The organism is Paenibacillus marinisediminis, assembly GCF_054343325.1.
Map to the genome: position 1 here is coordinate 69214 of NZ_JBTGUH010000011.1, position 16627 is coordinate 85840.

Sequence of the window (16627 nt, forward strand, 5' to 3'; positions counted from 1 at the left end):
ACGATCACCACCCCAATACATTCGTAATCAGTTCAATCCACTTGACTGCTGTCCAATTAACACGCGTTCGAACCGGTTCATCCACTTGAGCGCGCATATAATTGTTAATATGTTTATTTTCGACGACTATGGTATAGAGTGGATCGACCATAACCCAGCTAAGTGGTGATTGATGTGTCAGCTTGTACTGAATGCGATCACCCTCAACTTGCCATATTTTCCGAGTTGTCGTGCCATCCTTGAATCCAAATACGACCGGAACGCTAGGATAATTCGCCCCAAGCTTCTGGATGCTAACGGTCGATTCATACTTCACCGTATTGTCAGCTTGCACGGTGCGAGTTTCAATGCTCTCAACCGCAAAGTCAGCCATCTCCTGACCATATACATACTGATTAAAGAAGTCAGACCATTTCTGTTTCGTCACCGATTCGACCACACGTTGGAAGTCAGTAGTAGAAGGATGCTTGAAGCGGTACTTGCTGACATAAGTCTTCAAGATGCGCTGCATCTTCTTTTCTCCAACCTGCCTCTCCATCGCGAGCAGTACCAGCTTAGCGCGATAGTATACATTTTCAGCATAATGATTCTGATCCTTGTACCGCCATGCATCCTGCTTCAATGGGGCAGGGTTCGTCATATAACTTGACACGACAGCTAGGTTCGGAGCGACGCCGAACTCTTCCTCCATCAGCTTGTCTTCCGCGTATGAAGTGAAGCCTTCGTCAAGCCATGCCTCCTCGAATTCATTAGAGGCTACCATGCCGTAGAAATATTGATGTCCAATCTCATGAATAACCGTGCGCTCCAGATCATATCCAGGACTGTTGTCTCCAGCGCCGAAGGCAGTTATCAGCGTAGGATATTCCATTCCACCTGCTCCGTTAGCCTCCATCGGCGGCACGACAATCGATAGTGTGGTATAAGGGTATTCCCCATACCATTGGCTAAACTTATTGAGGGCTGTCTTAGCTGCAAAGAAGTAACGCTCCTTTAGATCGGCATGCTTCGGATCAAGATAAAGCTTGATTCGCACACCTGGCACTTGCTCAGAGGAAAATGGCTGTTCCGCATATACGAAGTTAGGTGATGCCGCCCAGGCAAAGTCGTGTACATCATCCGCGTAGAATTGATACACCTTAACGCCATTGGCGCTAGCCGGTGTCTTAACAGGGAAGCCGGTGGCAGCAACTATATAGTTGTCAGGCACTTGCACGCGAACATTGAATATACCGAAATCCGAGTAGAACTCAGAATTGCCGTGATACTGATGCATGTTCCAGCCTTCTTGAGATCTTCCCCGCACCCCAGCCTTCTCATAGGCTGCGATCTTCGGGAACCATTGACCCGCCATGACGAAGTTGTCGGTCATCCCCATTCTGGCAAATACCTTTGGAAGCTTTACTTCAAACTTCATCACTAACGTTATCTCGCCTCCAGCCTTAACGGGTTGAGTTAACCTGAGCTTGGCGAGGGTCTTATCCTTCGTATTGCCATCGTCCGGGTGCACATACTCAAGTCTGTTTAGCAGCGACATTCCATCCACGGTCTCAATAGAAGTAATGTTCATCCCGCCGTATCCATTCTCCGGCATCTTGTCCGTTCGGAGCTTGCCGCCGGACTCCTTCATAAATGTTGAATCTGAAGAGGCAAATGCATTCGGATACAGATGCAGATACATCTCGTTTACTGTTTTCTTTCCCGGATTCGTCCAAGTGACGGTCTGTGACCCGTAAAGAGTCTTAGTGGTCTCGTCCAATCGGACATTAATGTGGTATTCCGATACGCGTTCACTTCGCGCCTCATACTGAGGGGACTCTACCTTCTTCGGTAATGCAGGCTCGTCTGCTCTAGGAGCGCCTTGCTTCACTTCCGGCCCGATAGAAGGCAAGGGTTCGCTCGACCATAGCTGCGGAACAATTATGAGTCCTGCTGCGAGGATTACGATGGCGTAGAGGATTGTGCGATAGGCATTGCTTCGTCTCATCCGATTCTTACCTCCCGTTGACAAGCATCTACAGCATGTATATGTTGGCTTTTTGCGGAATATTAGCTAAAATGAAAATGAATTTGATTCCGGTTCTATACTGGTCGGATAACGTATCGTATATGGTATGGATCCGACTAAAGAGGGGACAAGGAAGGAGCCTGTGGTAATGGAAGAAGAGAAGAAAATGAAGAAGCCGCTGGCGTTGAACGTCATTGCTGGCGCAAAGCATAAAGGGTTCGGTGCAGGAAGCATCGACTTAAATAACGTTTCTCCTGTCATCATTGATCAAGGGGAGGCGTATATCGATATTGGTGCGATGCACGCGAAGAGTAAGGTGGAGAAATTAATTCGTTTCTCACCTGATAAGGATACGGTACCGAATGGACGCAAATGCTGGATCGTTTGGGTAGCTGTGGACCGTGACGAAAATGGCGCGTTCTACGGCGGTATGACAGCATGTGAGATGCTGATTGATACTGAAGCAAGACGCGGTTGGAAGATTCTAGCTGACCATGTCAATAAGATGGACGCTGCAATGAAGCGTCGCGTCATCTTGGAAGGTCTAAGCGCTGAAGAAAAGGCGCTGCTTCGTGAGCTGCTGCAGTCTCATAACAGCGAATGGTGGGATCGTACACCGGAAGAATTTAAGGCGGAGCTAGCATAATCATGAAATGAAGAAAAAGACCTGCAACCTCTTATGGAGGATGCAGGTCTTTTTTATTTATCAAAACAGACACCTTCGTCATGTGTATGTAATATAATCTAACATATAAACTGCGATTACACTTATATTTTGAGTTATTGAACCTGAAGATGCGATTTCTTTTATTGATTGGGGCTGAAAATATCTTATATATAACATCTTAGCACTTTTCGTGTTATATATATTTACATGAAATAAAATATTGTCTACAATACATCGTATCAAGAAATGAACAACCTCTAGGAAATGGGTTAGCAATTAAACAAATAAATCTGTAACTAATAATGTTATAAAGGAGATGGGTCACATGGAGTTAGGTACAAGTGCGATATGGACAATGCTGGGTGCAATATTGGTAATTTTCATGCAGTGCGGATTTATAATGCTGGAAGCCGGATCGACCCAGATGAAGAATGCTGGTCACGTTGCAGGTAAAACCGTATTTACGATCGGTATTGCATCACTAGTATTCTGGTTAGTGGGCTATGCTTTCATCTTCGGTTCACAAGGCAATTCAATTATTGGTTGGGGAGATTACTTTGGATTTGATCTCAAGACCGTGCCAGAGGGTGCAACAGTGGCCCCGATTGTTATGTTTTTGTTCCAGTTGGCATTTGCAGCTATTTCGATGTCGATTGCATTCGCCGGATTTGCAGAGCGTGCTAAGCTGTCGGTGTATTTAATATTTGCAGTACTATTCTCTGCTTTCATCTACCCTGTAGTTGCCCATTGGATATGGGGCGGTGGATGGCTGGCGGAGCATGGCAAGCAGGACTTTGCAGGCTCCACAGTTGTTCACTTAACTGGTGCGATGGCAGCCTTAGCTGCAACGATATTATTGAAGCCGCGCCTAGGCAAGTTCAACAGGTCGGGGGAGCCAAACGAGATTCCAGGTCACAATCAAGTGTTTACGACACTTGGCGTTATGCTGCTGTGGATCGGATGGTTTGGTTTTAACGCAGGCAGTACGATTACGGTTGGGGACGGAAGCTTCTTCGGGTTCATAGCAGTCAACACGCAACTGGCTGCTGCGGCTGCGGCAGTGGCTGCCTTTATTATTTCGTGGCTATTCATAGGTAAGGCAGATATTCCGACTATGTTAAATGGCGCTCTGGCTGGGCTGGTTGCTATCACGGCATCCTGTGCTTTCGTAGAGACTTGGGCTGCGATAGTAATTGGTATGATTGCAGGAATCATCGTCTTCTTCAGTATGAAAATGTTTGATAAGCTCGGCATTGATGATCCGATCTATTGCTTGTCCGTACATGGAGTGGCGGGTGTATGGGGAACGCTGTCCACTGGATTCTTCGCAACACCAGAACTGGTTGAGAAAGTAGGCGTAGGTAAACCAGGCTTACTGTACGGTGGCGGGCTTGAGCAATTAGGCGTGCAGGCTGTAGGAGTTGTAGTATGTGGTCTGTTTGCATTCGCGGCTTCCTACACTATACTGGCGATTATAAAAGCAGCTATTGGAATCCGTGTGACTGAAGAAGAGGAGTTGGTTGGCCTCGATATGAGTGAGCATGGGTCATATGGGTATCCTGAACAAATGAGAAAATTGACACCAAATGCACAATATAGAAGTTCGTAATTAGAAGTGGGTTTGCCCATCAGTCGCTCGTATGCGGCGGAGGTGCAAACTCATTTTTGTGTGCGATGTTGTTCTGTTCTGTATATGTCTCCGAGAGCGTCTCACTATTATCCCCAAGGCTCAGGAGCAGTGCAAATTGTTTTCACAACTGTTTTATGAAAATCATGGGAGTCTTGCAACGCTAATTCTGAAAGTTAATATCATAATCTATAGGATGAATCGTCGTCCTAGTGAATAGTGATCATCGAGATTGTCATGATCTACTTCATGAAAATATCACGCATACTGAATTGGACATACGGTATTTTGATGATTATGCTGCGAATCTGACAGTAGAAGTAGAGTTGTGTCTGGAGATGGGGGCATAGTGAGTGGACATGGATATGCCAATTAATTGGTCCCATGAGGAATAATGCCCAGACACTGCGTTGGAACGGAAGCAGAATTCATCTAAATAGCGTTGCAAATATTTCGGCCCAATACCGTGGAAGGTGTCGATCATCCATCTGCGGGCTTGTTGAAACACTTTTTTTAAATAATGAAATCGATTCGTTCTACAAAGCTGTTGGACAATCGTTATCTTGGAGATATCTGTGTACGTATGCAGGTCAATGAAATGGTCACAAGCGATATTACGCAATGACTTCCCATAGAGATGTTGACGATCAACGGTCTTAATCTTGAGGCTGGTGATCTGCTCATGTGCAGTAATGGCCGCTGCAATGATAAGCGGTTGTTCAGTTGAATGAAGTTCCCATGATGTAGGATAAAGGGGCTTGCTGTGAAATGACACAATACCTTGAACGGTTCCTTCGAGTGGCTGATCTGCATCTGCTGAGCTGATAACTGCTCGAATCTTATGAAGAATGGACCAAGCAGTCTTGTATGTAACTTGTATGATGGAGCTAAGCTGAACAGCATTGATGTTATGCTGGGCCACCAGCCATATTGCCGTGATCCACTTCTTCAATGAAGTACGGCTGCGTTCCATGATTGTATCTGTTGTCAGTGATGTTTGATGTTGGCAGGCGCAGCATTCGTAGAGAGGGAGTCTCCGTGTGCTAATGACATAGGCGTGTGAGTGTTGGCATCGTGGGCATTGGAATCCGTGAGGCCATTTAATACTATATAAATAGGAGACACAAGCTTGTTCATCAGAAAAATGTTGAGACAACTCCTCTAATGTATTCCATGAGTTCCAGTCCTCTGCAAACATAACTTGCGCCTCCTTTGTCGAATATATGTTCCTGCATGACTTTATTGTAGCAAACAAATGTTCGCAATTCAACTAGTTAACTGTAAAATATTCCAATAAATTCACTGTAAATACATAGGGAGATTTAAAGCTAGATACGATAGGATAGGGCGCGTAAGGAAAAGGAAACCTGAGTGAGTGGGAGAATAGCGAGAAGTCGAAACAGGGGGTACATAGTAAAGAATGGGTGCTACAGGACAGCTCTGCGAGAGAGCGGACCTCTGTCAATAAATCGTATGTATCCTGAGTGAATGGGAGAATAGTGAGATGGCACTGCAAAGGGGATACAGCCCCGAAGCGCAAATCACGATGCGATGCGGAGAACGGAGCAAGGAGACGGCTATGATAGGTGATTGGGCGGAGAAGGGTGAATGCCAAAGAGCGGTCAGTCTTAAGGGGCTGATCGCTCTTCGCTTAATGTCTCATCAATTATGAAGACTTTTTCCGATATTCAGTTGGGGACAAACCAACATACTTCTTGAACGTTGTTGTAAACGTTGAAGAATTCGCATATCCCACACGTTCACCAATATCCGCGACCGCAGATTCAGTGTTTTTCAGCAGAGCTTTAGCATGATGGATTCTAACCTTATTCAGGTGCTCTACGAAGTTAACGCCGAAAGTTTTTGTGAAGTAGTTTGAAAAGTACTTGGGTGTTGTATTGAACACTTCAGCCATATGATCAAGATACAAATTATTAGCGAAATGTATCTCAATATATTGGATGATCTCCTCAGCGTTCAGTTTGCTGGCTTGAGGCTGTTTTCTCTTTGCCGTTACGTGACGCACAAGCTCTAATAGATAGTCGCGCAGCTCAAAAAATGTTATCGAGTGTTCCGTCATCAGATTATGAATACGATTCTGAGCGGCATTCCACTGGGGATTCCGTTCGGAATCTTCTAGATGCTTCGTAATATGATAAGCTATGATCTTGGCGATTAGCAGCAGCTGTTCATAGTGAATATTCTCCTCTACGTTGCGCTCAAGCACCTCGTTAACGATCTGTGCAGCTTCCGTCTCATTTCCGCTCATTATGCGGTTAGACAGCCTTTCCAGTGCGTCCGGCGGCAAGTGCATCTTATTCGTCCATGTGATAGCTGCGATATCAATGACGGATGAATGGATCTGAATATTGCGATAAGCCATGCCGTTCTTTAGGTCTAGACTTGCCTGGTGCAGATGCTGAATCTTCGAAGAATAACCCTGACTAACGGCTGCGTGCAGGGAGCCATTCAGCACAAGCTCTCGATTCAACCGTTCGACATGCTTCCTAAGTCCAGCAAGCATCTCCTTACGTTCGGCCAGCTTACTCAAGCCGATGATAGCGATAAATCGCATATTGTCCCTATAGAATATCTGAACATCCGGGAATGCGATTCTCATCTCAGCTAACAATCGATCATATGCAGCCTCAATGCGCTGGTCGTCATGCTGTGGGATAGCCTTGGGATGAGGAAAATGAATAGACACGAGTACAAAGTAAGGTTTCACAAATAAGTCTGGATAGAAATTGCGAAGTGCCTTATCCAAGTCAGGGTTATGGACATATTCATCCAAGGATTGAATAAATAAATCCCTCCGAACCATATCTCGCACGATGTTGGATTGTTCGATAAGCGCCTGATTGTTTTGCTGCAGCTGTACGATATTTTGATAAATATGCGGGAAGCTGTTGCGATTGTTCTTATAATCTCCAAATAGATTCGTGATGCGATTAATCGGACGATACAAGAAGAAGCTTAAGATCGCAGACAGCAGCACTCCGCATATGATGGTGATCAGCATAATATAAGTATTTGCGTTCGTCACGCTCTTCATATCGTTAAACCGGTACGGCATCTTATGAACATAAATAAAGCCGTTAAGCGGAGATTTAGAGATGTTGTATTCATAATCTTTGTTCTTCAGGGTCTTCTCTTTTCCTTGATCGAAATAAAGATCATCTAGTATATCAACCAACATTAAATTCTTTTCTGTGCTCAAGATAACATTCTTATGTTGATCCAGGACGATTAAGTGTGAGCCCTGCATCATGGCCTTCTGATTCACATGCTCAAGCAGCTTGTTAACATCGACGAAGACTAGAATATTTTTGTTCGACATGCGAATCTTCTGATTGACGGCGAATGCGATCAGCCTCTTGCTGCTCTGCTGGTACGGGTTGGTCTTATCTCGATAGGTCTGCTCGGGTACGACAGTGACACTTTGAAGCGATGCAATATAAGACTTCCAGTAGTCCCCCGTGTACAATAGGTGATTGTACTTCTTAGACATCAACGTCTGAAAGTCTATCGTGCCCAAAGTAGTAACTGCAAGATTAGAATCCTGATAGTACACAATGACCTCTTCAATATAACTGTTAGTCGATACTAGAGCGTTTAGATTCTTCTGCAGAGCGTACATGTTATACATTTTGTCTCCATCGGAGCTGCCCTCTGCAGAGTTGATGTAATTCTCCTGCAGCATCAATATCGAAAAGATAAGATTGTTCATATCCCGAAAGCTATCGTTGAAGGATTGAATAATGTTGTCGACTACCATCCGATTGTTGGCGCTTACATGAGTGTATACTTCAGAGATGGAGTTCTTAAAGACCAAATAGTTAGAGGTAAACATGATGACGACGATCAACATAAGGGCAAAAAATATGTTCAGAAGGCTCTTGTTCATGATCATTTTCAGAAACACGCAGGACACACCCTTGTGCGATGTTGATTTCGCATTATTTACCAATATAGTATATGAAAAACATCGTGCAATCCAGTGTTATCCTTTCTCTGAGCCGAGCATTATGCCTTTGGCAAAGTATTTTTGAGCAAATGGATAGATGATAAGTACAGGAATCATCGTAAGGAATATGGTAGCATTCTTCACAGCCTGAGGCGTCAACTTGGTTGCAGTGACTAATCCGGTTTCGACGGCGCTGTCGACAAGCAGCATATCCCTCAAGACTACCTGCAATGGATACATCGTCTGCTCATTCAGATAGATCATCGGGATGAAGTAACTGTTCCAATGTCCCATGAAATAGAATAAGCCTATCGATGCCAGCGCTGGCTTAGACAACGGGATGACGATGTTAAACAAGATTCGCCATTCGGAAGCCCCGTCTATGAGTGCAGATTCCCGCAAAGAGCTCGACATGTTTTCATAGAAGCTCTTGAGAATGAGCAATTCGATGGTCCAAATTGCATTTGGCAATACTAACGCCCAGACCGTATCGATGAGACCTAGCTTCTGCACAATGATAAAGGTTGGAATTATACCTCCGTTCAAGAACATCGTCAGCACGATCCCAATCATCCAGAATTTTCGGCCGAAGAAGTCTTTCTTGGCTAATGGATAGGCAGCAACAGCGGTCATTAATAAATTGATAAAGGTACCTAACGCGGTATAGAATATTGAATTCAAGTAAGCTCTTGGCACTCGACTACTGCTCAATATTTCCTTATATGCGTCAATGTTGAAGCCCTTTGGCCATAAGAATACTTTGCCCTGAGCAATGGATGCGGAATCGCTGAACGATATAGCAACGATATAGATGATCGGATACAACGTCACGATGCCAACTATCGTCATAAGGAGCATATTTAGGAGATCGAATAGATTGAACTTCTGCTTTACCATAAGCCGTTACCTCCTGCTTTCCGGCTCAGTACGTTTGCAAGCAAGAGCATGACTAGAGCGATAACAGCTTCAAACAATCCTACAGCAGATGCGTAGCTGTAGTTCGTCTCGAGTAGTCCCTTTCGATATACAAAGGTTGAGAATACGTCTGCCACTTCGTATGTCATAGGATTGTAGAGCAGCAGCACCTTTTCGTAGCCTACTCGGAAGACAGAACCTGACTTAATGATGAACAAGACCAAGATCGTCGGCATAATGCTTGGTATTGTGATGTATCTCATCATGTGGTATCGGTTGCATCCATCTACCTTGGCTGCTTCGTACAGAGTTGGATTAATAGCTGCGATTGCCGCCAGGTAAATGATCGATTCATACCCCATCTGAGCCCATATTTCCGAGATGATATAAACGGGTCTAAACCAGTTCGGATCAGCCATAAAGTAGATACTGTCGAATCCTAACGCCATAATGATCTGATTAATAATACCGCGTGACGGGGATAGGAAATCGACAACCATACTGCAGATAATGACGATAGATAAGAAAGCGGGTAAATAGCTGAACGTTTGAATGGATTTCTTGAACTTCACGAATCTCACTTCATTAAGCAGAACGGCGAATAGGATGGGGATTGGAAATGTAAAAATCAGAGTCATGAATCCTAGTAGAAAGGTGTTCTTGAATAACAACCAGAAGTCTGGGCTCGAAAAGAACCGCTCAAAGTGCTTAAAACCAACCCAAGGGCTGTCTATAATCCCTTTAAAGACGCTGTAGTCCTTGAAGGAAATAACTAAGCCGTACAAAGGGCCGTATCGGAAGATGATATAGAACAGGATACAGGGAATAAACATAATAAGAAGCTGCTTATCCCGTTTCATGTGGCGCCATGCAGCAGACATACGTGAACTACTAGAGGAACGTACTCGTTTATGTGCCATATCTTTGTTTAGAGTCTGCATGATTTTTCCCTCCTAAAGGCGGTCAGCAGCACCCGAACTTAGCCGGGTGCTGCCGTCCACTCCTATCAACAGTAGATTACTTGTCAGCATCATATCGTTGCTGCGCAGCATTGAAGATCTCAACCAATTTATCAATTCCGAGTTTAGGAGCGTTTGCCTTCCAAGCTTCCCACTCTTTGTCGCCGGTGTTGGCACCAAGAACATATTGCGAGCTGAATTCATTCACAGCTTTTGTCAGTGAGGTTTGAATTTCAGCAATCTGTGCGGTTTCTTCATCGGTGAATTTCAGTAGCGGATCTGGCAACTCATATTTATTGCCTTTCACAATCTTATCTTGAGCCTCTTGTTCCTTCTCTGTGAAGTTATAGTACACACTGCGCTTATCAGCGCCCATGTACATACCTTCGATCCAGAGGCCGTAGTTTTCTTCAAGAACCTTAATATCAACCAGAGGCACATCCTTCAGACCTGGGTATTCAGGTTTGCCTGCTGCATTAAAATTAAAGGTTTCACCCTCAACGCCCATGGTGACCAATTCCAGACCGGATGGGCTGGAGAGGTAATCGAGCAGTTTCAGCGCAATCTCTTGCTTATCATTGTTGGCGACGACATGCCCCCAGTTTTCGATTGGAGCCTTCGTTCGAATGTTGCCTGTAGGACCTACCGGATTCCCGTAGCGAAGATCGTATGTTGGATTCTCTGCTTTGACTTGGTTATAGAACAGGTCGAGACGGCCGATCCAATCAAATGTAACGAACGCCTTATCGTTAGATGTCATCTTAGCAGTCCAGTTGTCTTGGGTATCGGTCAAGAATTCTGGATCGAGGAGCTTCTCGGCAGCCAGCTTCTTCATGAAATCGAGCATATCTTTATATTTGTCGGAGGTAACGGCTGCGTACCATTTGTTCGAAGCCGCATCATGTCTTATTGGGAAATTGAGACTGCCTATCCCCCAACCATACGCCCAATCTCTAAATATATAGTCTTTCGTCTTCGATGCGTAAGGGTAGGAGTTAGGGTAAATTTCTTTCAACTTCTTCAACGCATCGTAGAATTCGTCGGTATTGGTCCACTCCTTGATGCCATGCTTGTCGAAGATGTCCTTACGGTACAGGAATCCGTGGTTAACATCACGAGCAAAGGACTGTATAGGCCATGTGTACATGCTGCCGTCATCCGAAGAGTAGGATTTCATGACCCATGGAAGCTCTTCCGTATACATCCGCTTGAAGTTAGGCAGGACATCTAGATGCTCATTGATCTTGGCAAATGCGCCGTCATTCCCCATCTTGTTCGCTTCCGAGACTCTCAAGCCATGGAAGATATCCGGCAGCTTACCAGACGCCAACACCGATCGCAGTTTATCTTGGTAGGTTGCGCTGGAGTAGGCTTCAAGTTTAATCTTGATACCGGTTCTCTTTTCAATCTCTTTAATGATCATTTTGTCCTGAAGGTTCTCTGTAGCGCTGACCACCATCCACGTCAATTCAACCGGCTTATCCACGATCGGCAGCTTGATTCCGCCAGTATCACCGTAATCTACGGCTGGGGGTTCAGCTTTTGGATCAGGTGCAGGCGTTGTTGAAGGTGCTGGTGCTGGAGTAGTGCTGCCATGGCCTTCACTAGAAGGCTTGTTGCTGGAGCATGCAGCGAACAGGCTGGACAAGAGCACTAGCACCATGACCATAAGAAGCAACTTTTTTGGCTTTTTTGGCATTGCGGTTCCTCCCTTATTATTCATTCATAGAACCTAACCGAAGACTTCTGAAGACCCCTGGTATGTGTGTGGCTGATTCCTGCTTACGGTGATCATTATATTAAGCGGAGGTTTTGCTTGCATAGAAAGCGTTTTCATTAATTTGTGTTTTTAATAAACGCAGTCGATTACTTTACATGAAAACCTTGATACAGCAGCCTTGTTTGCGTGTAGAAAAAACTAAAGAGGTAGTAAAATCACAAAAAAGAGAATGGAAAGATTAGTGTTAAATGGCGATTATGAAAATAAAGGACCACTGCGGCTTGTGGTGCCTGCAGTGGTCCTATTCAAATTCTAGCTTTTCCACCAGCGTTTAAAGTGCATCCACCAAGACTTCTCTTCGGCTTTCTCGGTTTCTTTGGAGTCCCTATTGGTCGGTGGATTAGACCCACCGTTCGCATTGTGCTCGCTGCACCAAGCAGTTGGCTCGGTGCCCAGCACGAACGTTTCTAAGCGCTTGGCTGGGCAGCCCTCTCCAGCGAGAGTGCCGGTTGCAGGGTCGATATAGACACTAACCACATTGTCCGGTATCGGAAACAGCTTCGGCGGTACGCTCACCAGCGCCTGCTCGGTATACTGCGCGAAGATCGGCGCCGACAGATGACCGTCTGTCAGCGTGATGTTTCGCCCGCGGTCGTAGCCGACCCAGACGGCGGTAGACAGCTCCGCGGTGTAGCCGACGATCCAGGAGTCGGCATCGGTTGTGCCTGTCTTCCCAGCGACAGGCCGCTTCAACAGCGAGGACACCCGGCTACCCGTGCCGCCAGCATCGAATACGCTCTCCATCAGATTGGTGAGCACGTAGGCCTGTGCGGGCTCAACAATCTGTTTGGCAGCCGCTGGCGGCGCCTTATACAGCAGCTTGCCGCTGCGGTCTGTGATCGACAGAATCGCGCGCGGTTCCGCGCGTTTGCCTGCGTTGCTCAGCACGCCGTAGGCTGAAGCCATCTCAAACGGGCTGACCGGAAATGTACCTAGCGCGAGCGACGGCAGCGGCTTCATGGTCGTATGAATACCAAGCCGCTTCGCCATCTCGACTACCTTCTCAGGTCCGATCTGCATGATCGTGTTTACGGCGTAAATATTGTCCGAGGCCGCTATGGCCTGCCTGAGGTCGATGTCGCCGAAATATTTGCCGCCGTAATTGCTCGGCTTATACTCCTGTCTGCCTTCGTCATAGAGAAAGGTCGTCGGCTGACTCGTATATCGAGTAACAGCCGTCAGAGCCTGCTTCTCCAGCGCCGTTAGATAGACAAACGGCTTAAAGGTCGAGCCTGGCTGGCGAGTATCCGCGAACACACGATTGAACTGGTTCTCGCGGTAGTTTTTCCCGCCCACCATCGCTTTAATATCACCGCTGCGCGGATCAATGGACACGAGCGCGGCCTGGAGATCCCCTTCCGCTGGGATATTCGCTTCGACGGCGGCTTCAGCCGCCTGCTGCGCGCCCATATCCAGCGTCGTGTAAATGAGCAGGCCGCCCGTATCCAGCTCCTCCTCCGTCAAGCCGAGCGCGATCAGCTCCTTCCGCACATAATCGCGGAAGTACGGCGCGACGATCGTCTCGTCGCGCTGCTCGGACGTTCGGAATTGGAGCGTCATCGCATAGGCTCGATCCGCCTGCTCCTTCGTGATTGCCGCCGTTTCGACCATATTCTGTAGCACAATTCGCTGTCGATCTTTGGCATTCTTCATATTGATCCAAGGGGAATAGTAGCTTGGTCCTCGCGGAATGCCCGCCAGCATGGCGCTCTCCGCAAGGTTTAGCTCCCGCGCTGACTTGCCGAAGTAAAGGTTCGCTGCAGACTCAATGCCATACGCTCCATGCCCGTAGTAGATGCTGTTCAAGTACATGGCAAGGATGTCATCCTTGCTGTACTTCATCTCCAGCTGAAGGGCATAGAGCGCCTCCTTGATCTTGCGCGTCCATGTTCGCTCGTGAGACAGGTACAGATTGCGCGCCAACTGCTGCGTCAGCGTACTAGCTCCTTGCTGCTTCGACATATGCTCGAGATTGACGAGCATGGCTCGGGCGACCCCTTTTACATCAATGCCCCAATGGTTATAGAATCTGCGGTCTTCTGTCGCCAGCGTCGCGGACACGGCATCTGGGGAGATCTCCTTTAAGGTGACCTGGCGTGACAACGCGCGTCCTGACGCTAACAAGGCCAGCGGTTTTCCGTTTCGATCCAGAAGCTCGGATGACTGCTGCATCTGCGAGACAGGTAAGTCTGCTACGTATAAATAACCTAAGGTAGACGCGCTCGATAGTATTCCTAGAAGCAGCAGACCTAAGCTGCAATAGAGCACAATCAGCCAGCGTTTTCGAACGGTTAGTGATCGTGATAATCGACGGGAAAGATGGGGCTTTTTCGGTGTGTCGGCCACGGGCGCCGCCTCCATTTTGCATATGTATTGTGTAAACGGAATGTAATCAAATTAATTCCTTTCATTTCTCAGTATGGAGCAGCTTGTTGTCGGATATTCTAGATCATGGAAGTTAATTGAATTTGTTGTTGCTTTTTAGGACGAATTTTATATAATACACTTGTTTGGTTGTATGTAGTACGAAGTGTTACGAATGAAACAGATGGGAACCATTACGAGCATTTCTAGCTGGACCAGCGATAACATTACCGGTCACCGGAGAAAGAGGTTGATTTTAATGGAATTGTGGTACACGGAAAAACAAACGCCGAGCTTCGGCATTACGGCAAAGATTAAGGAAACGTATGTAACAGAACAGACGCCGTATCAGCATCTTGTGATGCAAGAAACCGAAGAATTCGGAACAATGCTCGTATTGGACGGCATGGTGATGACAACGGTTAAAGATGAGTTCGTCTATCATGAAATGGTAGCGCACCCTGCCTTGTATACGCACCCGAATCCGAAGAAAGTCCTTGTGGTAGGCGGCGGAGACGGCGGTGTTATTCGTGAAATTATGAAACACCCGTCTGTTGAGAAAGCGGTTCTGGTTGAGATCGACGGCAAAGTGATCGAATACTCGAAGAAATACTTGCCTACGATCGCAGGCGAACTGGAAAACCCGCGTGTAGAAGTGATTGTAAATGATGGATACATGCACATTTTAAATAGCAAAAATGAGTACGATGTCATCATGGTTGATTCCACGGAGCCAGTAGGGCCTGCGGCACCGCTGTTCGAACGCGGTTTCTACCAAGGCATCTATGAAGCGTTGAAAGAAGACGGTCTGTTCGTTGCGCAAACCGACAACCCTTGGTTCAAGGCGGATCTGATTCAGCAAGTAAACCGCGACGTGAAGGAGATCTTCCCGATCGTGCGCGTATACGGCGCGAACATTCCGACATACCCAAGCGGTCTGTGGACATTTACGATGGGAAGCAAGATTCATGATCCATTGAAAGTGGATGCCAACAGCATTCCGGAGATCGACACGAAGTACTATTCTCCGCGCTTGCATCATGCGGCATTTGTATTGCCGAAGTTTGTTGAAGACCTAGTCAAGTAAATAAAGCGTATATAGCTGCTGGTATTAAGTAGATACGCAAGCGGGTTTCAAGGAGGTAGATTACGAATGAGATTAGACCAAAGATATTCCGGCAATGTGTTCATTCTAAGCTCGGATGATTATGAGAATTCCAAGGCGGTCATTTACGGCATGCCAATGGACTATACAGTGTCGTTCCGCCCCGGTTCGCGCTTCGGTCCTGGCCGTATTCGGGAAGCGTCGGTTGGTCTGGAAGAATACAGCCCTTATCTGGATAAGAGCTTGGAGGACATCACGTATTTCGATGCGGGCGATCTGCTGCTGCCGTTTGGCAATGCAGCGCGCAGCTTGGATATCATCCAAGAGTACATTGCAGGCTTGATGAAAGACGATAAATTCCCTATCGGTCTTGGAGGCGAGCACCTCGTTTCTTGGCCGGTATTTCAAGAGGTATATAAGAAGTATCCGGACCTCGCCATCATCCATATCGATGCTCACGCTGATTTGCGTGAACATTATGAGGGCGAGCCGCTATCTCACTCTACGCCGCTGCGTAAAGCGGCTGATCTGATCGGGCCGCAGAACATCTATCAGTTCGGCATCCGATCTGGATCTCGCGAGGAGTGGGCGTATGCGCGCGAGCATATCAACTTCTATCCGTTCGAAGTGGCGGAGCCGCTGCGCAAGGTGCTGCCGGACTTGTCCGGCCGTCCTGTCTACGTGACGATCGATATCGACGTGCTCGATCCAAGCTGCGCACCAGGCACAGGCACCGCCGAGATCGGCGGGATCACGACGAAAGAATTGCTCGAGGCGGTGCACCTGATCGCCGGCTCGCATGCCAATGTCGTCGGCTGCGACCTAGTAGAAGTCGCCCCGATCTATGATCCGACGGAACAGACGCCGATCGCGGCAAGCAAGCTGATTCGCGAGATGCTGCTCGGCTTCGTAAAGTAAATAGACATGAATGCACGCCCCTTCTTCGTATGGAGAAGGGGCGTGTTTTGTGTTGCTGGCGGTCTGCGATGACGGTGAAACAGGTGGTTTTGGAGTAAAGTTAATGCTCGGATTAGAAATGTTGCACGAAATGCAACATTTTCCGATAATATCTTCGGAATAAGGTCTAAAGTTGTACGAAATACAACAATGTGCGCCCTTGATCGCTCCAAGGATGATGATTGTTGAAATTTTGTTGTATGCTGTACAACAATACGATGAATTTAGACGATAAGCAGTATATATTGTTGTACTTTTTACAACAACTCTAAGCAGCC

At 46.8% G+C, this 16627-nt stretch carries 12 protein-coding genes; 5 read left to right on the forward strand and 7 right to left on the reverse strand.

Annotated features, from left to right (window positions below):
• Positions 1 to 4 precede the first annotated feature (4 nt).
• A complete protein-coding gene (locus tag ACXX53_RS19585; protein ID WP_458570375.1) occupies positions 5 to 1987 on the reverse strand; it encodes a M1 family metallopeptidase in 1983 nt (660 codons plus the stop codon).
• Between the two features lie 169 nt (positions 1988 to 2156).
• Between ACXX53_RS19585 and ACXX53_RS19590 the strand changes: the two genes are divergently transcribed.
• Both ACXX53_RS19590 and ACXX53_RS19595 read left to right on the forward strand, forming a co-directional pair.
• Complete coding sequence (locus ACXX53_RS19590) at positions 2157 to 2654, forward strand: YwhD family protein (protein ID WP_458570376.1); 498 nt, start codon at positions 2157 to 2159, stop codon at positions 2652 to 2654.
• Positions 2655 to 3000: 346 nt separating this feature from the next.
• Positions 3001 to 4284 carry an ammonium transporter gene (locus ACXX53_RS19595; protein WP_458570377.1) on the forward strand — a complete coding sequence of 428 codons (1284 nt, stop codon included), beginning with the start codon at positions 3001 to 3003 and terminating at the stop codon, positions 4282 to 4284.
• A 313-nt stretch (positions 4285 to 4597) separates the two neighbouring features.
• Here ACXX53_RS19595 and ACXX53_RS19600 read toward each other — a convergent pair whose 3' ends face one another.
• Complete coding sequence (locus ACXX53_RS19600; protein ID WP_458570378.1) at positions 4598 to 5500, reverse strand: transposase; 903 nt, start codon at positions 5498 to 5500, stop codon at positions 4598 to 4600.
• Positions 5501 to 5806: 306 nt separating this feature from the next.
• On the opposite strand from ACXX53_RS19600, the gene ACXX53_RS19605 reads away from it, so the two are divergent.
• A complete protein-coding gene (locus tag ACXX53_RS19605) occupies positions 5807 to 5974 on the forward strand; it encodes a hypothetical protein (protein ID WP_458570379.1) in 168 nt (55 codons plus the stop codon).
• On the opposite strand, the gene ACXX53_RS19610 is transcribed toward ACXX53_RS19605, so the two are convergent.
• The 5 genes from ACXX53_RS19610 to ACXX53_RS19630 form a co-directional block, all read right to left on the reverse strand.
• Entirely contained in the window at positions 5969 to 8209 is a 2241-nt protein-coding gene (locus ACXX53_RS19610) for a helix-turn-helix transcriptional regulator (RefSeq protein ID WP_458570380.1), read from the reverse strand. The two genes, ACXX53_RS19605 and ACXX53_RS19610, sit on opposite strands and share 6 nt — an antisense overlap.
• A 96-nt stretch (positions 8210 to 8305) precedes the next feature.
• Entirely contained in the window at positions 8306 to 9166 is an 861-nt protein-coding gene (locus tag ACXX53_RS19615) for a carbohydrate ABC transporter permease (protein WP_458570381.1), read from the reverse strand.
• Positions 9160 to 10125, reverse strand: coding sequence for an ABC transporter permease (locus ACXX53_RS19620; RefSeq protein WP_458570382.1), 966 nt, complete (start codon positions 10123 to 10125; stop codon positions 9160 to 9162). Before ACXX53_RS19620 ends, ACXX53_RS19615 begins: the two co-directional genes overlap by 7 nt.
• A 76-nt stretch (positions 10126 to 10201) precedes the next feature.
• On the reverse strand, positions 10202 to 11842 hold the full coding sequence (locus ACXX53_RS19625) for an extracellular solute-binding protein (protein WP_458570383.1): 1641 nt from the start codon (positions 11840 to 11842) through the stop codon (positions 10202 to 10204).
• A gap of 333 nt (positions 11843 to 12175) precedes the next feature.
• Complete coding sequence (locus tag ACXX53_RS19630) at positions 12176 to 14284, reverse strand: transglycosylase domain-containing protein (protein WP_458570384.1); 2109 nt, start codon at positions 14282 to 14284, stop codon at positions 12176 to 12178.
• 262 nt (positions 14285 to 14546) lie between these two features.
• Between ACXX53_RS19630 and speE the strand changes: the two genes are divergently transcribed.
• Both speE and speB read left to right on the forward strand, forming a co-directional pair.
• A complete protein-coding gene (speE, locus tag ACXX53_RS19635; protein WP_458570385.1) occupies positions 14547 to 15374 on the forward strand; it encodes a polyamine aminopropyltransferase in 828 nt (275 codons plus the stop codon).
• A 66-nt stretch (positions 15375 to 15440) separates the two neighbouring features.
• On the forward strand, positions 15441 to 16310 hold the full coding sequence (speB, locus tag ACXX53_RS19640; RefSeq protein WP_458570386.1) for an agmatinase: 870 nt from the start codon (positions 15441 to 15443) through the stop codon (positions 16308 to 16310).
• Positions 16311 to 16627 lie beyond the last annotated feature (317 nt).

Excerpts from the sequence above, each read along its gene's own strand:
- ACXX53_RS19585 (WP_458570375.1), bottom strand. The coding sequence starts at position 1,987 with ATGAGACGAAGCAATGCCTATCGCACAATCCTCTACGCCATCGTAATC.
- ACXX53_RS19590 (WP_458570376.1), top strand. The coding sequence starts at position 2,157 with ATGGAAGAAGAGAAGAAAATGAAGAAGCCGCTGGCGTTGAACGTCATT.
- ACXX53_RS19595 (WP_458570377.1), top strand. The coding sequence starts at position 3,001 with ATGGAGTTAGGTACAAGTGCGATATGGACAATGCTGGGTGCAATATTG.
- ACXX53_RS19600 (WP_458570378.1), bottom strand. The coding sequence starts at position 5,500 with ATGTTTGCAGAGGACTGGAACTCATGGAATACATTAGAGGAGTTGTCT.
- ACXX53_RS19605 (WP_458570379.1), top strand. The coding sequence starts at position 5,807 with ATGGCACTGCAAAGGGGATACAGCCCCGAAGCGCAAATCACGATGCGA.
- ACXX53_RS19610 (WP_458570380.1), bottom strand. The coding sequence starts at position 8,209 with ATGAACAAGAGCCTTCTGAACATATTTTTTGCCCTTATGTTGATCGTC.
- ACXX53_RS19615 (WP_458570381.1), bottom strand. The coding sequence starts at position 9,166 with ATGGTAAAGCAGAAGTTCAATCTATTCGATCTCCTAAATATGCTCCTT.
- ACXX53_RS19620 (WP_458570382.1), bottom strand. The coding sequence starts at position 10,125 with ATGCAGACTCTAAACAAAGATATGGCACATAAACGAGTACGTTCCTCT.
- ACXX53_RS19625 (WP_458570383.1), bottom strand. The coding sequence starts at position 11,842 with ATGCCAAAAAAGCCAAAAAAGTTGCTTCTTATGGTCATGGTGCTAGTG.
- ACXX53_RS19630 (WP_458570384.1), bottom strand. The coding sequence starts at position 14,284 with ATGGAGGCGGCGCCCGTGGCCGACACACCGAAAAAGCCCCATCTTTCC.
- speE (WP_458570385.1), top strand. The coding sequence starts at position 14,547 with ATGGAATTGTGGTACACGGAAAAACAAACGCCGAGCTTCGGCATTACG.
- speB (WP_458570386.1), top strand. The coding sequence starts at position 15,441 with ATGAGATTAGACCAAAGATATTCCGGCAATGTGTTCATTCTAAGCTCG.